At 38.1% G+C, this 15,353-nt stretch carries 13 protein-coding genes; 8 read left to right on the top strand and 5 right to left on the bottom strand.

The genetic code is table 11. The annotated features are described in order from the left end of the window. Positions 1-19 precede the first annotated feature (19 nt). From ACODR7_RS13855 to ACODR7_RS13865, 3 genes are all read left to right on the top strand, one after another. Positions 20-703: a uroporphyrinogen-III synthase gene (locus ACODR7_RS13855; RefSeq protein WP_488839885.1), complete on the top strand. Its 684-nt coding sequence runs from the start codon at positions 20-22 to the stop codon at positions 701-703. A 47-nt stretch (positions 704-750) separates the two neighbouring features. After that, complete coding sequence (gene hemE / locus ACODR7_RS13860) at positions 751-1,782, top strand: uroporphyrinogen decarboxylase (RefSeq protein WP_488839887.1); 1,032 nt, start codon at positions 751-753, stop codon at positions 1,780-1,782. Positions 1,783-1,904: 122 nt separating this feature from the next. Beyond that, on the top strand, positions 1,905-2,024 hold the full coding sequence (locus tag ACODR7_RS13865) for a GNAT family acetyltransferase (RefSeq protein ID WP_488839889.1): 120 nt from the start codon (positions 1,905-1,907) through the stop codon (positions 2,022-2,024). Between the two features lie 61 nt (positions 2,025-2,085). Here the strand turns inward: ACODR7_RS13865 and ACODR7_RS13870 are convergent, their stop codons facing one another. From ACODR7_RS13870 to ACODR7_RS13890, 5 genes are all read right to left on the bottom strand, one after another. After that, positions 2,086-3,306: an aminotransferase class V-fold PLP-dependent enzyme gene (locus ACODR7_RS13870; protein WP_488839891.1), complete on the bottom strand. Its 1,221-nt coding sequence runs from the start codon at positions 3,304-3,306 to the stop codon at positions 2,086-2,088. Between the two features lie 284 nt (positions 3,307-3,590). Beyond that, on the bottom strand, positions 3,591-4,238 hold the full coding sequence (locus ACODR7_RS13875; protein ID WP_488839893.1) for a 50S ribosomal protein L25/general stress protein Ctc: 648 nt from the start codon (positions 4,236-4,238) through the stop codon (positions 3,591-3,593). 56 nt (positions 4,239-4,294) lie between these two features. Further along, on the bottom strand, positions 4,295-5,233 hold the full coding sequence (locus ACODR7_RS13880; RefSeq protein ID WP_076596457.1) for a ribose-phosphate pyrophosphokinase: 939 nt from the start codon (positions 5,231-5,233) through the stop codon (positions 4,295-4,297). An 85-nt stretch (positions 5,234-5,318) separates the two neighbouring features. Beyond that, entirely contained in the window at positions 5,319-6,878 is a 1,560-nt protein-coding gene (locus ACODR7_RS13885) for a G-D-S-L family lipolytic protein (protein ID WP_488839894.1), read from the bottom strand. 12 nt (positions 6,879-6,890) lie between these two features. Next, complete coding sequence (locus tag ACODR7_RS13890) at positions 6,891-8,129, bottom strand: OmpP1/FadL family transporter (protein ID WP_076596459.1); 1,239 nt, start codon at positions 8,127-8,129, stop codon at positions 6,891-6,893. A gap of 432 nt (positions 8,130-8,561) precedes the next feature. Between ACODR7_RS13890 and ACODR7_RS13895 the strand changes: the two genes are divergently transcribed. The 5 genes from ACODR7_RS13895 (at position 8,562) to ACODR7_RS13915 (ending at position 15,314) form a co-directional block, all read left to right on the top strand. Next, on the top strand, positions 8,562-9,953 hold the full coding sequence (locus ACODR7_RS13895; RefSeq protein ID WP_488839936.1) for a PSP1 domain-containing protein: 1,392 nt from the start codon (positions 8,562-8,564) through the stop codon (positions 9,951-9,953). Then, entirely contained in the window at positions 9,946-10,410 is a 465-nt protein-coding gene (locus ACODR7_RS13900) for a gliding motility lipoprotein GldH (RefSeq protein WP_488839895.1), read from the top strand. The genes ACODR7_RS13895 and ACODR7_RS13900 overlap by 8 nt, the downstream gene beginning before the upstream one ends. A 6-nt stretch (positions 10,411-10,416) precedes the next feature. Further along, entirely contained in the window at positions 10,417-12,795 is a 2,379-nt protein-coding gene (locus ACODR7_RS13905) for a transglycosylase domain-containing protein (protein ID WP_488839897.1), read from the top strand. 75 nt (positions 12,796-12,870) lie between these two features. Continuing rightward, the gene (locus ACODR7_RS13910; protein WP_488839899.1) at positions 12,871-14,412 is read left to right on the top strand and encodes a protein adenylyltransferase SelO; all 1,542 of its coding nucleotides are present in this window, start codon (positions 12,871-12,873) and stop codon (positions 14,410-14,412) included. Positions 14,413-14,498: 86 nt separating this feature from the next. Beyond that, the gene (locus tag ACODR7_RS13915) at positions 14,499-15,314 is read left to right on the top strand and encodes a T9SS type A sorting domain-containing protein (RefSeq protein WP_488839901.1); all 816 of its coding nucleotides are present in this window, start codon (positions 14,499-14,501) and stop codon (positions 15,312-15,314) included. The last annotated feature ends 39 nt before the right edge of the window (positions 15,315-15,353 follow it).

Below are 15,353 nucleotides of genomic sequence, written 5' to 3' on the forward strand. Positions count from 1 at the left end.
TCTTCTTAATTTTACAGACATGAAAATCTTATTTACCAAAAATATAGACCAGACACTTATATCCAAAGAATTAGGAGAGGATATTTTGGTTGACTGTGTTGAGGTGATTAAGACCAAACCCATCATGATCAGTCCTTTTGAACTGAAGAATTACTCTCTTATTTTCACCAGTGTGAATGGAGTTGCTTCTTTTTTTAAAAACAGATTCAAACCCAATGAGAGTTTTACAGCCAAAAACTACAACAAGATCTATTGTGTAGGGGAAAAGACCAAAAGAGAACTAAGGAAGCATGGCTTTGGGACATTTAAGGTACTTAAAAATGCTGAAACACTTTCCAGATTCATTATCGGAAAATGCCAGCACGAGCAGTTCCTTCATTTCTGCGGCAATCTTGCCATTAACGTTCTGGATAAAGACCTTCCGTTACAAAACATTAAGTACAAAAAAGTTACAATTTATAATACAGAGGAAATCAATCCTGTAATAACTGAAAAATATCATGCTGCAGTATTTTTTAGTCCGAGCGGAGTTCGTAGTTTTGCAAGGCGAAATTCTCTGGAAGGCATGAAGCTTTTTTCCATTGGAGAAACCACTTCCGGTGAGCTGAGAAATTATACGCAGAAAGAAATTTTTACTTCTGAAGAAAATACCCTGACATCCATCTTTGCATTGATCAGAAAAGAAATCGGAAGTAGAATTTAGAATATCTGTTACCGAAATATTGCCGGTAATATTAGTTACAATAGATTATGATAAAAAACGACCTATATTTAAAAGCACTTCGCGGAGAAACCGTTGAAAGACCTCCTGTCTGGATGATGAGGCAGGCTGGAAGATATCTGCCGGAATTCATTGCTTTAAGAGATCAATATGATTTCTTTACAAGATGTCAGACTCCTGAACTTGCCGCAGAGATCACTCTGCAGCCTATCCGAAGATTTCCTTTGGATGCCGCGATTCTGTTTTCTGATATTCTGGTAGTTCCGCAGGCAATGGGAATTGATTTCAAAATGAAAGAATCTGTTGGTCCATGGCTGGATACTCCAATCAGAACGATGGAGCAGGTTCAGAATATTGAAACTCCGGATGTGAATGATACTTTAGGTTACGTTTTTGATGCTATTGAACTTACGCTTCAGAAGCTGGACAATGATATTCCATTGATCGGTTTTGCGGGTTCTCCATGGACTATCCTTTGCTACTGTGTGGAAGGAAAAGGAAGTAAAGCTTTTGATATTGCAAAATCTTTCTGTTTCCAGCAGCCTGAAGCCGCTCATTTATTATTACAAAAGATTACAGATACTACAATCGCTTATTTAAAAAGAAAAGTAGAAAAAGGAGTTTCTGCAGTACAGATTTTTGATTCCTGGGGTGGGATGCTTTCTCCTACGGATTATCAGGAATTCTCATGGCAGTACATCAATCAGATTGTTGAGGCATTAAGCCCGCTTACGCATGTTGTGGTATTTGGAAAAGGATGCTGGTTTGCACTGGAAGATATGACCATGTCTAAAGCTTCTGCTCTTGGGGTAGACTGGACTATTAAGCCGGAATTCGCAAGAACTTTAACGAACCATACGATGACACTGCAGGGGAATTTTGATCCTGCAAGACTTCATTCAACCCCTGAAACAATCAAGAAGATGGTGAATGAAATGATTAACCGTTTTGGAAAAGACAGATATATTGCCAACTTAGGTCACGGAATTCTACCGAATGTACCTGTTGAAAATGCTGAAGCATTCATCAGAGCGGTAGTTGACTGGAAACCGAATGTATAAGATTATTCTCTTAAGAAAATATAAAAGCCTTGTTATCCATTAACAGGGCTTTTTAGTATAATTATTTCTCCTGCAAACTGTTAACTATTTATATTTGATTACTAATACTTTAAATCATAATCATGAAAAAACTAAACAAAGAAAAAATGAAAACCGCCGTAGCAGGAGGAGAAATCTACCTTGAATGTGCGATCGGATATTATCAGGTTATATTGATGGCCACTGCTATTGCATTCCCATAGATTAATAAGAAAAGCAGCTCAACAGCTGCTTTTTATGTATATATAATAAGTATAGTATTGATCAGCTCAACATTCTCTGCGCTTTCTTAACGCCTTCTACCAAAGCATCAATTTCTTCGAAAGTGTTATAAACAGCGAAACTTGCTCTTACCGTTCCTGCAATATTAAAGAAGTTCATAATAGGTTGTGTACAGTGGTGTCCTGTTCTTACAGCAATTCCCATTTTATCAAGGATCATCCCTACATCAGAGGCAATCCCCACTCCTTCCAGATTAAAGGAAACAACACCTGTTCTCTTTGCTTTTTCACCATAGATTTTAATACCCTCTATTTCCAAAAGCTGTCTTTGAGCATACTCTAATAATGCATTTTCATGGTTCTGAATATGGGTATGGCCAACTCTGTTCATAAAATCAACAGCAGCACCTAAAGCAATATTTCCACCTACATTCGGTGTTCCTGCTTCATATTTAAAGGGAAGACCCGCATAGGTAGTTCCTTCAAAAGAACAGGTTGCAATCATCTCTCCTCCTCCATGAAATGGCGGTAAAGCTTCTAATATTTCACGTTTTCCATATAAAATACCTGTTCCCATAGGAGCATACATTTTATGACCTGAAAATACAAAGAAGTCGCAATCCATCTTCTGAACATCAATATTGAAATGCGGCGCAGACTGAGCTCCGTCTATCACAACATAGGCATCCGTATTTTTTCTTGTCTTGGCAATAATCTCTTCAATAGGATTCACAATACCCAGCGCATTGGAAACCTGATTTACAGAAACAACCTTCGTTTTTTCACTTAAAAACTGATCAAAATAATCCATCTGAAGAATTCCGTTTTCATCAATCGGAATCACACGAAGTTTTGCTCCTGTCCTTTCACAAAGCATCTGCCAGGGAACAATGTTAGAATGGTGCTCCAGATATGAAATAATGATTTCATCATCTTTCTGCAATTTCTGGGTTAAAATATAAGCGATAAGGTTTAATCCTTCTGTTGTTCCTTTTGTAAAAATCACTTCAAAGTCATGCTCAGCATTGATGAATTTTTGAATCTTTCTTCTTGAAAGCTCCATTTCTTCTGTTGCCAGCTGGCTCAGCGTATGAATTCCTCTGTGAACGTTGGCATTAAGTTCTGTATAATATGCGTGACAGACTTCCAAAACTGAATTTGGTTTTTGGGATGTAGCGGCATTATCCAGGTAAACCAGGGGCTTACCGTTCACTTCTCTGTCCAATATAGAAAACTGGCTTCTTATTTCCTGAATGTCAAACATTTATTTATTTTTTAAATTAAAACGTCCTTATTTAGAACTCTTCAAATTTACGGCTTTTTTTCCGAAAGGAAGCATGGGGTTGGGTACTGATCGTTATCTGTTGATAGAAATATTCAATAGGGCAAGGTGAAGAAAGCCAATAAAACAAAAGATGAAATTACTAAAGGGCAAAAAGACAAAATTGAAAGCAGCCTACCAGATTGTTCAGGTATCCTGCTTACTCGTTATCAAATAAAAAACCCGCCATAACTGACGGGTCCTTATATTGTTTAAATAAGCAATTCTTATTCTGCTGCAGTTTCTGCTGCTGCTTCAGGAGCTGCACCTTCTTCAGTTGCAACTTCATCCTCATCATCATCATCCATTGCAGCTGCACCTCCTTTCATTGCATTTCTAGACATCTTAACAGCAACTACTACTGCATTGTCCGGGTGTACGAAAGAATATCCTTCTGTTTTGATACCACCGATGTAAAGTTTGTTACCAATTCTTAATGGAGTAACATCTACAACGATTTCGTCAGGTAGGTTAGCAGGAATAGCTTTTACTTTTAGTTTTCTGAAAGACTGACGTAAAACACCACCAGCAACAACACCTTTAGAACGTCCGGTAATTCTTACAGGAACTTCCATGATCACTGGCTTATCGTCAGATAACTGATAGAAGTCGATGTGAAGAATTTTGTCAGTAATTGGGTGAAACTGAATATCCTGAAGAACAGCTGGAATTGTTTTTCCGTCAACCTCAATAGATACCGTGTGTGCTTCAGGAGTGTATACTAATCCTTTGAAAGCTCTCTCTTCAGCAGAGAAGTTCAAAGGTGCTTCACCTCCATAAACAACACAAGGAACTAATTCAGCATCACGTAAAGCTTTTGTAGACTTTTTGCCCACGCTTTCTCTTTTTGTACCTTGAATTGTAATAGATTTCATTTATAAAAAATTTAAAAAATTGTTCTGATTTTAATTTGCAATCCTCTTAAAATCAATTAAATAACAAATTTACTACTAATTGATTTGTGCTCATGAACCATCGTCATAACGTCAGCAAATAATGGGGCGCAAGATAGCACTTTTATTTTAGATGACAAATTATTTTTAACAGGAATTGAGTCAGTTACAATAACTTCCAAGAGTTTTGAGTTCTCAATATTCTCGTAAGCCTTTCCTGAAAGCACTCCGTGAGTTGCCATAGCTCTTACTGTTTTTGCTCCTTTTTCAATTAAAATATCAGCTGCTTTACAAAGCGTACCCGCAGTATCAATCATGTCATCAATAAGAATTACATTCTTACCTGTCACATCCCCGATAAGGAACATTTCTTCTACAACGTTTGCCTTTTTTCTTTCCTTATAAGCAATTACTACTTCTGCACCCAGGTGACCAGCATAGTTTTTAGCTCTTTTTGCACCTCCCATATCCGGAGAAGCAATGGTAAGATTATCAAGGTTTAAAGATCTTATATAATCTACGAAGATACTGGAAGCATACAGGTGATCTACCGGAATTTCGAAGAACCCTTGAATCTGATCTGCGTGAAGATCCATCGTCATAATTCTTGTTGCTCCTGCAGCTGTAAGAAGGTTGGCAACTAATTTAGCACCGATCGGCGCTCTTGGTTTGTCTTTTCTGTCCTGTCTGGCAAGTCCGAAGTAAGGAATTACTACGGTAATGCTCTTTGCAGAAGCTCTTTTTGCTGCATCAATCATTAGAAGAAGTTCCAAAAGATTGTCTGCAGGAGGGAATGTAGATCCAATCAGGAAAACTCTTCCTCCTCTTACAGATTCATCCAAAACAGGCTCAAATTCCCCGTCACTGAACTCCTGAAAGTTGATTTTTCCTAATTCTTTCCCATAATTCTGGGCAATTTTCTCTGCCAAGTCCCTGCTGGTTCTTGTACAAAATAGATAACTTAACTGATCGGCCATTTTTACTTTTTAAAAGATTTTGCAAATTTAAAAAAAAACCACAAGATTTACTCCTGTGGTTTCTAAGTTTTTATTTTATCAATTATTAAGGGAACTTAACTCCTGAATATTTGTTCGGATCTACCTGTGGAAGTGTAGACTTGTATTTAGCATTGATAGACTTAATAAATTCATTAGCAACAATACCATATCCACGTCCTGTAAGGTGAACTCCATCTAAAGAGAAGGCTCCTCCTGTAACAAATTTCGCAGAATATTTTACACCATTAAATACAATTCCTGACTGTGCATTCAGTTCAACCATCTTAGTATTGGCATCTACAAATGCAAGTCCATAGGAATCAGCAAGTGATTTTATAGAAGCATTATATGCCGTTGTTGCTGTTTTCACATAGCCGGCTTCTGTTTTTGTTAATACATGCTGGTTTTGTAATGGATAAGAAATTCCATAAATATTTACCGGCGCAGGAACTCCTGCTGCAGTGCTTCCAATCACAGAGCTGGTAGTAAGCAAGATATAATCATCTGCCGTTGCCTGTCTTGCCTGACCAAAGATTTGCCCAAAAGCAGCAGCTGTTGGCGCTCCCAAAGCAGGAGTAAGCGCTGCTGTAAGCTGAGCAGAAAGATCCGTCAGTGCAACATCTTTAATTAAAACAGGGTTCGGACCTGTAGCGGAAAGTAAATTAATTCTATCCCCAGCTCCAAAAGCAGTAAGTGCCTGTTTCAAAGGACCATATAAACTCGTATTAAGAGTTGTCAAATTTGAACCTAAAAGAGCAGGTGTTAAAGGGTTATAAGGCACAGTAGTAAAGAAAGGCACTGAAGTAACAGAAGGGATATTGGCAATAACTCCTTTTGTTGTTCCTACACTTTTAAGCCCGTCTAAAACCGCCTTAATAGATCCGGCAACAAGTGCAGGATCCGAGATATCATTTGATTTATAAGTTGTAGGATTTGTATTTCCTGTCTGAACTGTCGCAATCGAATATGTTGTAACTCCTCCTACAGTCTGCGAGTTTGTTCCTCCGTTGGTAGCATATGACAATACATCATTATTTCCTATCCAAAGAGAGAAAAACGTAGCTTTCTGAGCCATAGCATCAGCAAGCACACTGGTTGTTGCAGAAGAAGCAAATCTTACAAAATAAGGATTGGCCGTACCAGTTAGAAGGCCTGCCTGACTACCGTATCCAGGAGCTACCAAGTGGAATGACTTCGCACCAGGAACCCCCATGTTATTATAAGATCCTCCACCAGACAATACATCCAGTGCAGCTGCCGCACCACTTGGCACAGGAGCTAAAGATCCGTTAACAACCTGCAGAGTCAATTTACCCGGGAAGCCTGGAAGATTATTGAACCCACCTACGTCATTAGGCATCAAAGGTTGTTTAAAGTCTCCTCCGCCTGCAAGTTTCATCTGTGCAGCAATCATACTTGGATAAGATTCATTCTGACCACTGCTGTACAGCGCACCATCACGATATCCTGAAGTAAGGGAATTCCCTAAAGATATATATTTTGAAAAGTCTGCGTCACCTTTTGTTACCGGGATATCTTTTACATCCGTATCGAAATCCGTATTACAGCTTACTGTAAAAAGAAGTGCAGAAACTGCAATTGTCGATATTATAATTTTTTTCATAGTCTTCTAAAATTAAAATGGATTATAAGATAAACCTAGACCTAAGTAAAATGCTGTTGCTTTAGACTGTCCATAAAACCCTAAATTAGCATTATTTACATTTCTGTATTGAGGCATTGCATATCCTCCCGCAATATCAACCCCAAATTGTTTCAGCTTAATACCGATACCTCCTGTAATAACATAAGTGTCATATGAAGGTGTTTCCGGAATAAAGTTATCCGTTGTATAAGGTGCTTCATCATAGTAAGCCCCCAAACGTCCATAGATCATATTGGTGAATGCGTATTGAGTTCCCAATCGGAATGTTTTGGAGTTTTTAAAGTTTTTAGGATTTGTAAGAACGGTCGGATCTGATGGATTGTTTCCAATTGGAGCATTCTCGAAATCCAATGTAAGTTTACTGTATCGCTCCCATCCATGGTAGTTAAAGTCTGCAGAAACCTGCCATTTTGGCGTCACCTTATAAGTTAAACCGATTGTATATTCTTCAACCAACGGAAGTGTAGCTGAAAAACCATCCTGTCCTGCTGCATTCAGTTTTAGCTGATTATAAACAGATTGTGAAGGGAACTGGAATGTAGCTGTACCGTTTTTAGCTTTCATGTCTATTGCTGAACGGTAGGCAATACTTACATCTAATTTCGGATCAGGTCTGAAATAAAAACCGAAACCATATCCGTGTCCGCTTGCTTTTTTATCATTGATATTCACTTTTCCGTCAAATTGCGTTACTGCCTTGTCCCAATCTACCACTCCTTTTGCATAAATATAGCTAGCCCCAAAAGACACCCATGGAGCAAGTTTCACAGAAATCATTGGCTGGAAATAGAAACTTTTCAGTTCTAATTTCTGAACCATTTCTTTACCTTCCCAATTATCAGGCCATTTGATTGTACTTCCGAAAGGTGTTGTTACACTAAGACCTACGGTAAGTTTCTCTATTGGTCTATAAGTAATCGCTGCATAGAAAGGGGTTCCTACAGGGTTATCTGTTTCCGTACTTTGCAAAGTATTGAAGTTTTGAAAAGTAACTTTGTTACTTGCAGCAAACCCTCCTGCCACTACACTCAGTTTGGAAGGGATAAATGACATACCCGCCGGGTTAAAGAATGTCACACTCGCGTCTTCGGCATGAGCACTAGTATGCGCCATGGCCAATTGTTTTACCCCCTGCAGGGAAACTCTGAAGCCTCCTGCGTAAGATAGAACTCCCGCCAATAAAGCAGTTGATACTAATATTTTTTTCATAGACTATTATTATATAAGTCAAATATAAAATTATTTTGAATACATCTGTTAATATTTGCTAATATTTTAAACAATATCCCCAAAGAAAACTATGTTTAAAATAACACATTGAAATAAAATAAAAGAAAACTATCATTATTAAAGGTTTAAGGACACGAAAGAGAAGCCCATACCCTACTGTTTAATTTTAAACAACCGTTTAATTACAAACTGTTATGCCACAAAAAACAAGATTACAACAATGAAATGATAATAAATGTTAAAGAAAAAAAACACCTTTTTTATTACCCTATATCAGCTTTTATACAGCCTCCAACGTTCATTCTTATTCAAAATAAAGAAATGTTTTATTCCGAATTCGGGTTATTTAAGTATTTTAGAATTGCATAAAGATAAAAATACATAAATTTGCAGATTATAAATAATAGAAATATGAGTTGTGGATGTAAAACATCCGGCGATTCTGCACATTCTTGCGGCCCTAAAAAAACCGCAAATGGCTGTGAAAATGTAAATACCTGCGGGAATAGTTATAAATTAAGTGTTTTTGACTGGCTTTCTAACATCAACAATCCGGCACCAAACAGGTGTGATTTTGTAGAAGTTAGGTTTAAAAATGACAGAAAATCGTTTTATAAAAATGTAAATAATATTCCTTTACATATTGGTAGTGTAGTTACAGTAGAATCAAGTCCGGGACACGATGTAGGCGTAGTAAGCCTTACGGGAGAATTAGTAAAGATTCAGATGAAAAAGAAAAAGTTTTCTGAAGAATCGGCACTCAAAATATACAGACAGGCCAACCAAAAAGATCTTGAGGTATGGCAGGAAGCAAGAAAAAAAGAAGATGGCGTAAAGCTTGAAGCAAGAAAAATTGCACAAAGATTAGGCCTTGAAATGAAAGTTACTGATGTGGAATATCAGGGTGACTCTTCAAAAATCACTTTCTACTACACTGCTGATAACAGGATAGATTTCAGACAGTTGATTAAAGATTATGCCGGAGCATTCCGCACAAAGATCGATATGAAACAAATCGGTTTCAGACAGGAAGCGGCAAAAGTGGGTGGAATCGGGTCTTGCGGACGTGAGCTTTGCTGCTCTACATGGCTTACAGATTTCAGATCTGTAAACACGAATGTTGCAAGATATCAACAGCTGAGTATCAACCCTCAGAAACTGGCAGGACAATGTGGTAAGCTTAAATGCTGTCTTAACTATGAGCTTGATAGTTATCTGGATGCATTAAGCAACTTCCCTTCTTCTTCAACTACTTTGGATACAGAGAAAGGGAAAGCGTTCTGTATTAAAATTGACGTTTTCAAAAAGAAAATGTGGTTTGCTTATGTGGATAGTTCCATTGCATGGTATGATTTCGATATTGATCTTGTTAAAAAGCTGATTTCAAAAAATAAAAGAGGAGAAAAAACACTTCCTCTTGAAGACTTGAAACAGCCTGAAGCCTCTACTCATACTATTGATCTGATCCAGGAAAACAATGTGGATCGTTTCGAGAAGAAAAACAGAGGAAACAGGAACAGAAACAACCAGAATAAGCAGAATAACAACCAACAGGGACAACAGGGGCAAGGACAAAAAAGAAACAGACCGGACAGACAAGAAAGACCGGAAAGATCTGATAAAACAGAAAATCCAAATGCTCAGTCTGCCAATCAGCCTAAACCTCAAAAGCAGCACCCACAGCAAAAAGCACCTGTGGAAAAAACTGTGAATAATTCTGACACTGATAAAAAACAACAGAGCAACCCAAACAAGAAGAAATTCAAAAAGAAATATCCTCCAAAAAAAGATAATAATGCATAAAATCTTAGGATTACTGTCACTTATCCTTTTCTTTAGCTGTAACTCTTCCTCAGGAGGAGATATTATGATGAATTCCGTTGATAACAAATGGAATAAGAAAAGTGAACAAAAATTTAATCTTGAAATTTCAGATCCGCAGAATCCTAAAAATATTATATTTGTTGTAAGAAACAACAACAATTATCCTTACAGCAATATAAGGTTTATAGTGAATTTCACCAATCTCCAAAACAAAAAAAAGGAAACAGACACCTTGAATTATGTACTGGCAAAACCGAACGGAGAATGGCTTGGTACAGGGTTTGGTGATACGAAGGAAACTTTGTTTCAGTATAAAGTAAATTATCAATTTCCAGGGAAAGGAAAATATGAAATCGGCCTTACTCAGGCTATGAGAAATGACAACCTTCCGGGAATTGAGGATATTGGCGTAAAAATAGAAACGGCTAAACCGTAACCATAAATGGAAGAAAACAAAAAAAATGCAGGAAATAAGGGGAAAACATTTCCTCTGCCTCCCAAGAAAAAGAAAGACACCTCCTGGAAAAAATGGGTTTCGTTTATTTGGATCGGACTCATTGCAGTAGTTCTGGGAATTTCAGGGCTTTTCTTTTCGGTTTCTCAAGGGTTCCTTGGGGAAATGCCTGATGTAAAAGAACTTGAAAATCCGGATATCTTTGTTGCTTCTGAGATCATTTCTTCAGATGGAGTAACTCTGGGTAAATTCGAAAAAGAAAAAACTCAGCCAATTGTTTACAAGGATCTTCCTCCTTATCTTATTTATGCGCTGCAGGCTAAAGAAGATGAGCGTTTCAAAGAACACTCAGGAATCGATTTATATTCCGTTGCCAGAGCCGTAGCGTATGGTGGTGGACGTGGCGGGGGTTCTACCATTACCCAGCAGCTTGCCAAACTTCTTTTCACAGGAAACGCTTCTCAGAATAAAGTTCAGAGAGCATTCCAGAAACTGAAAGAATGGGTGGTAGCGGTAAGCCTTGAGAAAAGATATACCAAAGAAGAAATTATCACTCTTTATTTTAATAAGTTCGATTTCCTTTTCAATGCTAATGGGATTGAAATGGCTTCCAGAGTTTACTTTAACAAGAAGACTTCTGAGCTTACACTACCTGAAGCAGCAACATTTGTTGCCATGCTTGAAAATCCAAGAAAAAACAATCCTTACCGATATCCTGAAAAGGCCAAAGAAAGAAGGAATGTCGTATTGGATCAAATGCAGAAAACCGGATATATTGATGCTGCAACCTATGAAAAAGCAGCCAGTACTCCAATTGAAGTAGACTTCCACCCTATCAAAAGTATCACTGACGGATATTCTGCTTATTACAAATTTTATCTGAGAAAAGAGATCGACAAATATCTTGAAGCTCATGAAAAAGAAACCGGTAAAAAACTAAACCTTTACAAGGACGGTTTAAAAATATATGTTACTCTTGATTCTAAAATGCAGAAATATGCTGAAGAGTCAATCAAAGAACACTTAACAGATCTCCAGAAGAGATTTGATGCAGAACAGAGAGGAAGAAAGAACAGACCTTTCTACTACCTTAATGACAAACAAATCAAAGATGTAATGGTTCAGGCCATGAAAAGAACCGGCCGTTACAAATTGCTGAAAGCTGACGGAATGCCTGAAGATTCTATCATGATGGAGTTCAAGAAACCTATCAAAACTTCACGATTCACATGGGCCGGAGAAGAAGAGGTTGAAATGTCTCCTTGGGATTCTATCAGATATCACAAACAAATTGCACAGGCAGGTTTGATGTCTATGGTTCCGGGAACCGGAGAAATCAAAGCATGGGTAGGTGGTATAGACTGGCAGCACTTCCAATATGACCACATCAAGCAAGGTAAGAGACAGGTAGGATCTACATTCAAACCTTTCGTATACGCCACTGCGATTATGAAACTGGGAATGACTCCTTGTTCGGCTGTTTCTAACGGAACTTATGATCATAACGGATGGCACGTACCGGGAAGAGGCGGAATGCTTACCTTGAAAGATGCATTGGCACACTCACAAAACCCTGTTGCTGCAAGACTTATTGAAATGACAGGAGTGGACGCTGTCATCCAGACTGCAAGAGACCTGGGAGTAACAGAAGATATTCCAAGAAACAATACCATTGCTTTAGGTTCATCAGACATTACAATTTATGAAATGTTAGGTGCATACAGCACTTTCGCCAACTATGGAAACTACAACAAACCAGAGATGATCTGGAGAATTGAAGATGCCAACGGTAGGGTGATCAAAGAAGTAAACGTAGAACCGAAAGAAGTAATGAACCCAATGTATGCTTACACCATGATTGAACTCATGAAAGGTGTTGCACAATACGGAACCGCTTCCGGAGAACTGGGCAGAAGAGGAATTTCAAAAGCGGTAGAAATTGCTGCCAAAACAGGAACCACTCAGAACAACTCCGATGGATGGTTTATGGGAATTACTCCAAAACTGGCAACCGGAGCATGGGTTGGATGGGAAGACAGAGCGACTCACTTCTTTGGAACAGGTGAAGGTCAGGGTGCGAAAATGGCATTACCGATCTGGGCAATTTTCATGAAGAAAGTATGGGCAGATAAGAGCTTAGGAGTTACTCCTGATGACAAGTTTGTAAAACCTTCAGACTGGAAAGACGGATGTTCAAACCTTAAAGGATTAAGTGGAGGATATGGAGATGACGGAAGTCTTCAGACCATTGACGAAATCAAAAATCCAAGACCGGCAGATCCAGCTCCTAAAAAACCAACAGAAAAGAAAGAGGACAACATCAATGAAAACCTTCATTCTAATGATGAAGTAGACTTCAATAAATAAATTCTCTTTTAGAAATATACAAGACCTTTCAAGAATTTGGAAGGTCTTTTCTTTTATAATTAATACCTTTGAAGCATGAATATCGAACGTATCAGACAGCCATTTATTGAAAATTTCCCCGGTGATTTCTCCAACAACCCCATGCAGAGAAATACTCCAAAGGTTTTATTTGCCACCATTAAACCTGCCGGCTTTGACAAACCTGAGCTGATTGCTTTTAATGAAGCCTTATCAGAGGAAATAGGTCTGGGAAAATTTGAAGATAAAGATCTGAACTTTCTGGTGGGAAATAACCTTCCGGACAATGTTCGACCCTATGCTACAGCTTATGCAGGACATCAGTTCGGAAACTGGGCCGGACAGCTTGGAGACGGAAGAGCCATCCTTGCAGGTGAAATTATTAATGAGGCAGGAAAAAAGACAGAAATTCAGTGGAAAGGAGCCGGTGCTACCCCATACTCCAGACATGCCGATGGAAGAGCCGTATTAAGGTCTTCTGTACGCGAATACCTGATGAGTGAAGCTATGTATCACCTGGGCGTTCCCACAACAAGAGCACTCAGCCTGGCTTTTACAGGTGAAGATGTAATGCGTGACATCATGTATAACGGAAATCCAAAGTTAGAAAGAGGTGCAGTGGTTATCAGAACTGCTGAAAGCTTTTTACGTTTCGGACATTTCGAGCTTATGTCTGCCCAAAGAGAATACAACAGTCTTCAGGAGCTTGCTGACTTTACCATTGAAAACTATTACCCCGAGATTACAGCAACTGACAGCAAGAAATACAGAGATTTCTTTGAAAATATATGTACCCGGACTGCCAACTTAATGGTTGAATGGTTCAGAGTAGGCTTCGTACATGGAGTGATGAATACAGATAACATGTCAGTTCTGGGATTAACCATTGATTATGGTCCTTATTCAATGATGGACGAATATGATTTGAATTTCACACCCAATACAACAGATCTTCCGGGAAGAAGATATGCATTCGGAAAACAGGGGCAGATTGCCCAGTGGAATCTTTGGCAGCTGGCTAATGCCCTTCATCCATTAATGAAAGATGAAAAGTTTTTGGAAAATACTTTAAATAATTTTGGCACCTATTTTTGGGAAGCCCATGACCAGATGCTTTGCAAAAAGTTCGGATTTGATCAGCTGCGACAGGAAGATGAAGATTTCTTCACCAACTGGCAAGGTCTTATGCAAGAGCTTCAGCTGGATTACACCCTGTTTTTCAATCAACTGGTAAAAACAACTCAAGAAACCAATATATCAGAGCATTTCAGAGATGTGTCTTATATTATTTTGAGCGAAGAAAAGCTGGCAAAACTTAATAATTTCATCAAAAGCTACAGATCAAGATTAGAACTAAACTCTATTTCCAAAGAAGAATCTTTAGCCATGATGGAAAAATCAAATCCAAAATTCATCCTTCGAAATTATCTTCTTTACGAATGCATTGATGAGATCAGCAACGGTAAAAAAGAAATGCTGGAAAAGCTTACCAAAGCTCTTGAAAATCCATATCAGGAAATCTACCCTGAATTCTCCGTCAAAAGACCGTCGGGATATGATGATACTGCGGGATGTTCCACACTTTCATGCAGCTCATAATTAATTATTATTCATGAAAAATTAAAAAACATGTAATTATTTTCATTTTTTTATTACATTTACTAATAACTTTAAACGTAAACCAAATGAAAACAAAATTACTATTCATCTTCTTAGTCTCTTCTATATTGGGAAATGCGCAGATTCTCTCAGAGACTTTTCAGGGCACAACATTTCCTCCAACAGGATGGACTACCGGAACAAATGTAGCTTCAAGACCTTGGGGATTCACTACCACCATCTTCAATGCAACCGGACAAGCAACATTTAATATCAATGGTGGAAAATCCGCAGGTATCGGATGGATTGACCAGCCACAGGATGCTCATTTAACAAGTCCTTCTTTTAGCTTGCTAGGAACAACGAATCCTATTTTAAAGTTTAATGCAAAAATAGGGTATGAATATATGGTTGACCCATTTCCAAACGGAGATCTAAAAGTAGAAGTATCCACAGATGGAGGAACCACATGGAACCAGGTATGGGTTGAAGAAAACTATGGATTATTTATCGATTATGAAACATTGGCAATTACAGTGAGTTTAACTCCTTATGCAGGGCAAGCCAATGTTAAATTCAGATTTCATTACGTAGCTAATGACGCAGACAGCCTTTCTATAGATGATGTACAGGTTTTAGCAAGTGCTACATTAGCTACTCAGGAAGCAAATACTAAAGTAAAAGATTTCACAGATATCTATCCAAACCCAACAAAAGGAGAAATCAACATCAGAACAGACAAAAAAATCAAATCTTCCACAGTATTTGATGTAAGCGGAAAATCTCTGCTTAACAATACTTCTGAAAGATTGGATATTTCTTCACTTCCAAAAGGAATCTATCTATTAAAAGTTGACTTCTCAGACGGAACGTCCAAAACAGAAAAAGTAATCAAAGAATAACAACGTTCATACAATCTTTCACAACCACCATTTTTGGTG

The sequence above is a fragment of the Chryseobacterium sp. FG46 genome, assembly GCF_057809135.1.

Bases quoted from the DNA above. Each gene is read 5' to 3' on its own strand.
- ACODR7_RS13900 (WP_488839895.1), top strand. From the start codon at position 9,946: ATGCATAAAATCTTAGGATTACTGTCACTTATCCTTTTCTTTAGCTGT.
- ACODR7_RS13870 (WP_488839891.1), bottom strand. From the start codon at position 3,306: ATGTTTGACATTCAGGAAATAAGAAGCCAGTTTTCTATATTGGACAGA.
- ACODR7_RS13865 (WP_488839889.1), top strand. From the start codon at position 1,905: ATGAAAAAACTAAACAAAGAAAAAATGAAAACCGCCGTAGCAGGAGGA.
- ACODR7_RS13880 (WP_076596457.1), bottom strand. From the start codon at position 5,233: ATGGCCGATCAGTTAAGTTATCTATTTTGTACAAGAACCAGCAGGGAC.
- ACODR7_RS13910 (WP_488839899.1), top strand. From the start codon at position 12,871: ATGAATATCGAACGTATCAGACAGCCATTTATTGAAAATTTCCCCGGT.
- ACODR7_RS13875 (WP_488839893.1), bottom strand. From the start codon at position 4,238: ATGAAATCTATTACAATTCAAGGTACAAAAAGAGAAAGCGTGGGCAAA.
- ACODR7_RS13915 (WP_488839901.1), top strand. From the start codon at position 14,499: ATGAAAACAAAATTACTATTCATCTTCTTAGTCTCTTCTATATTGGGA.
- hemE (WP_488839887.1), top strand. From the start codon at position 751: ATGATAAAAAACGACCTATATTTAAAAGCACTTCGCGGAGAAACCGTT.
- ACODR7_RS13890 (WP_076596459.1), bottom strand. From the start codon at position 8,129: ATGAAAAAAATATTAGTATCAACTGCTTTATTGGCGGGAGTTCTATCT.
- ACODR7_RS13895 (WP_488839936.1), top strand. From the start codon at position 8,562: ATGAGTTGTGGATGTAAAACATCCGGCGATTCTGCACATTCTTGCGGC.
- ACODR7_RS13885 (WP_488839894.1), bottom strand. From the start codon at position 6,878: ATGAAAAAAATTATAATATCGACAATTGCAGTTTCTGCACTTCTTTTT.
- ACODR7_RS13855 (WP_488839885.1), top strand. From the start codon at position 20: ATGAAAATCTTATTTACCAAAAATATAGACCAGACACTTATATCCAAA.
- ACODR7_RS13905 (WP_488839897.1), top strand. From the start codon at position 10,417: ATGGAAGAAAACAAAAAAAATGCAGGAAATAAGGGGAAAACATTTCCT.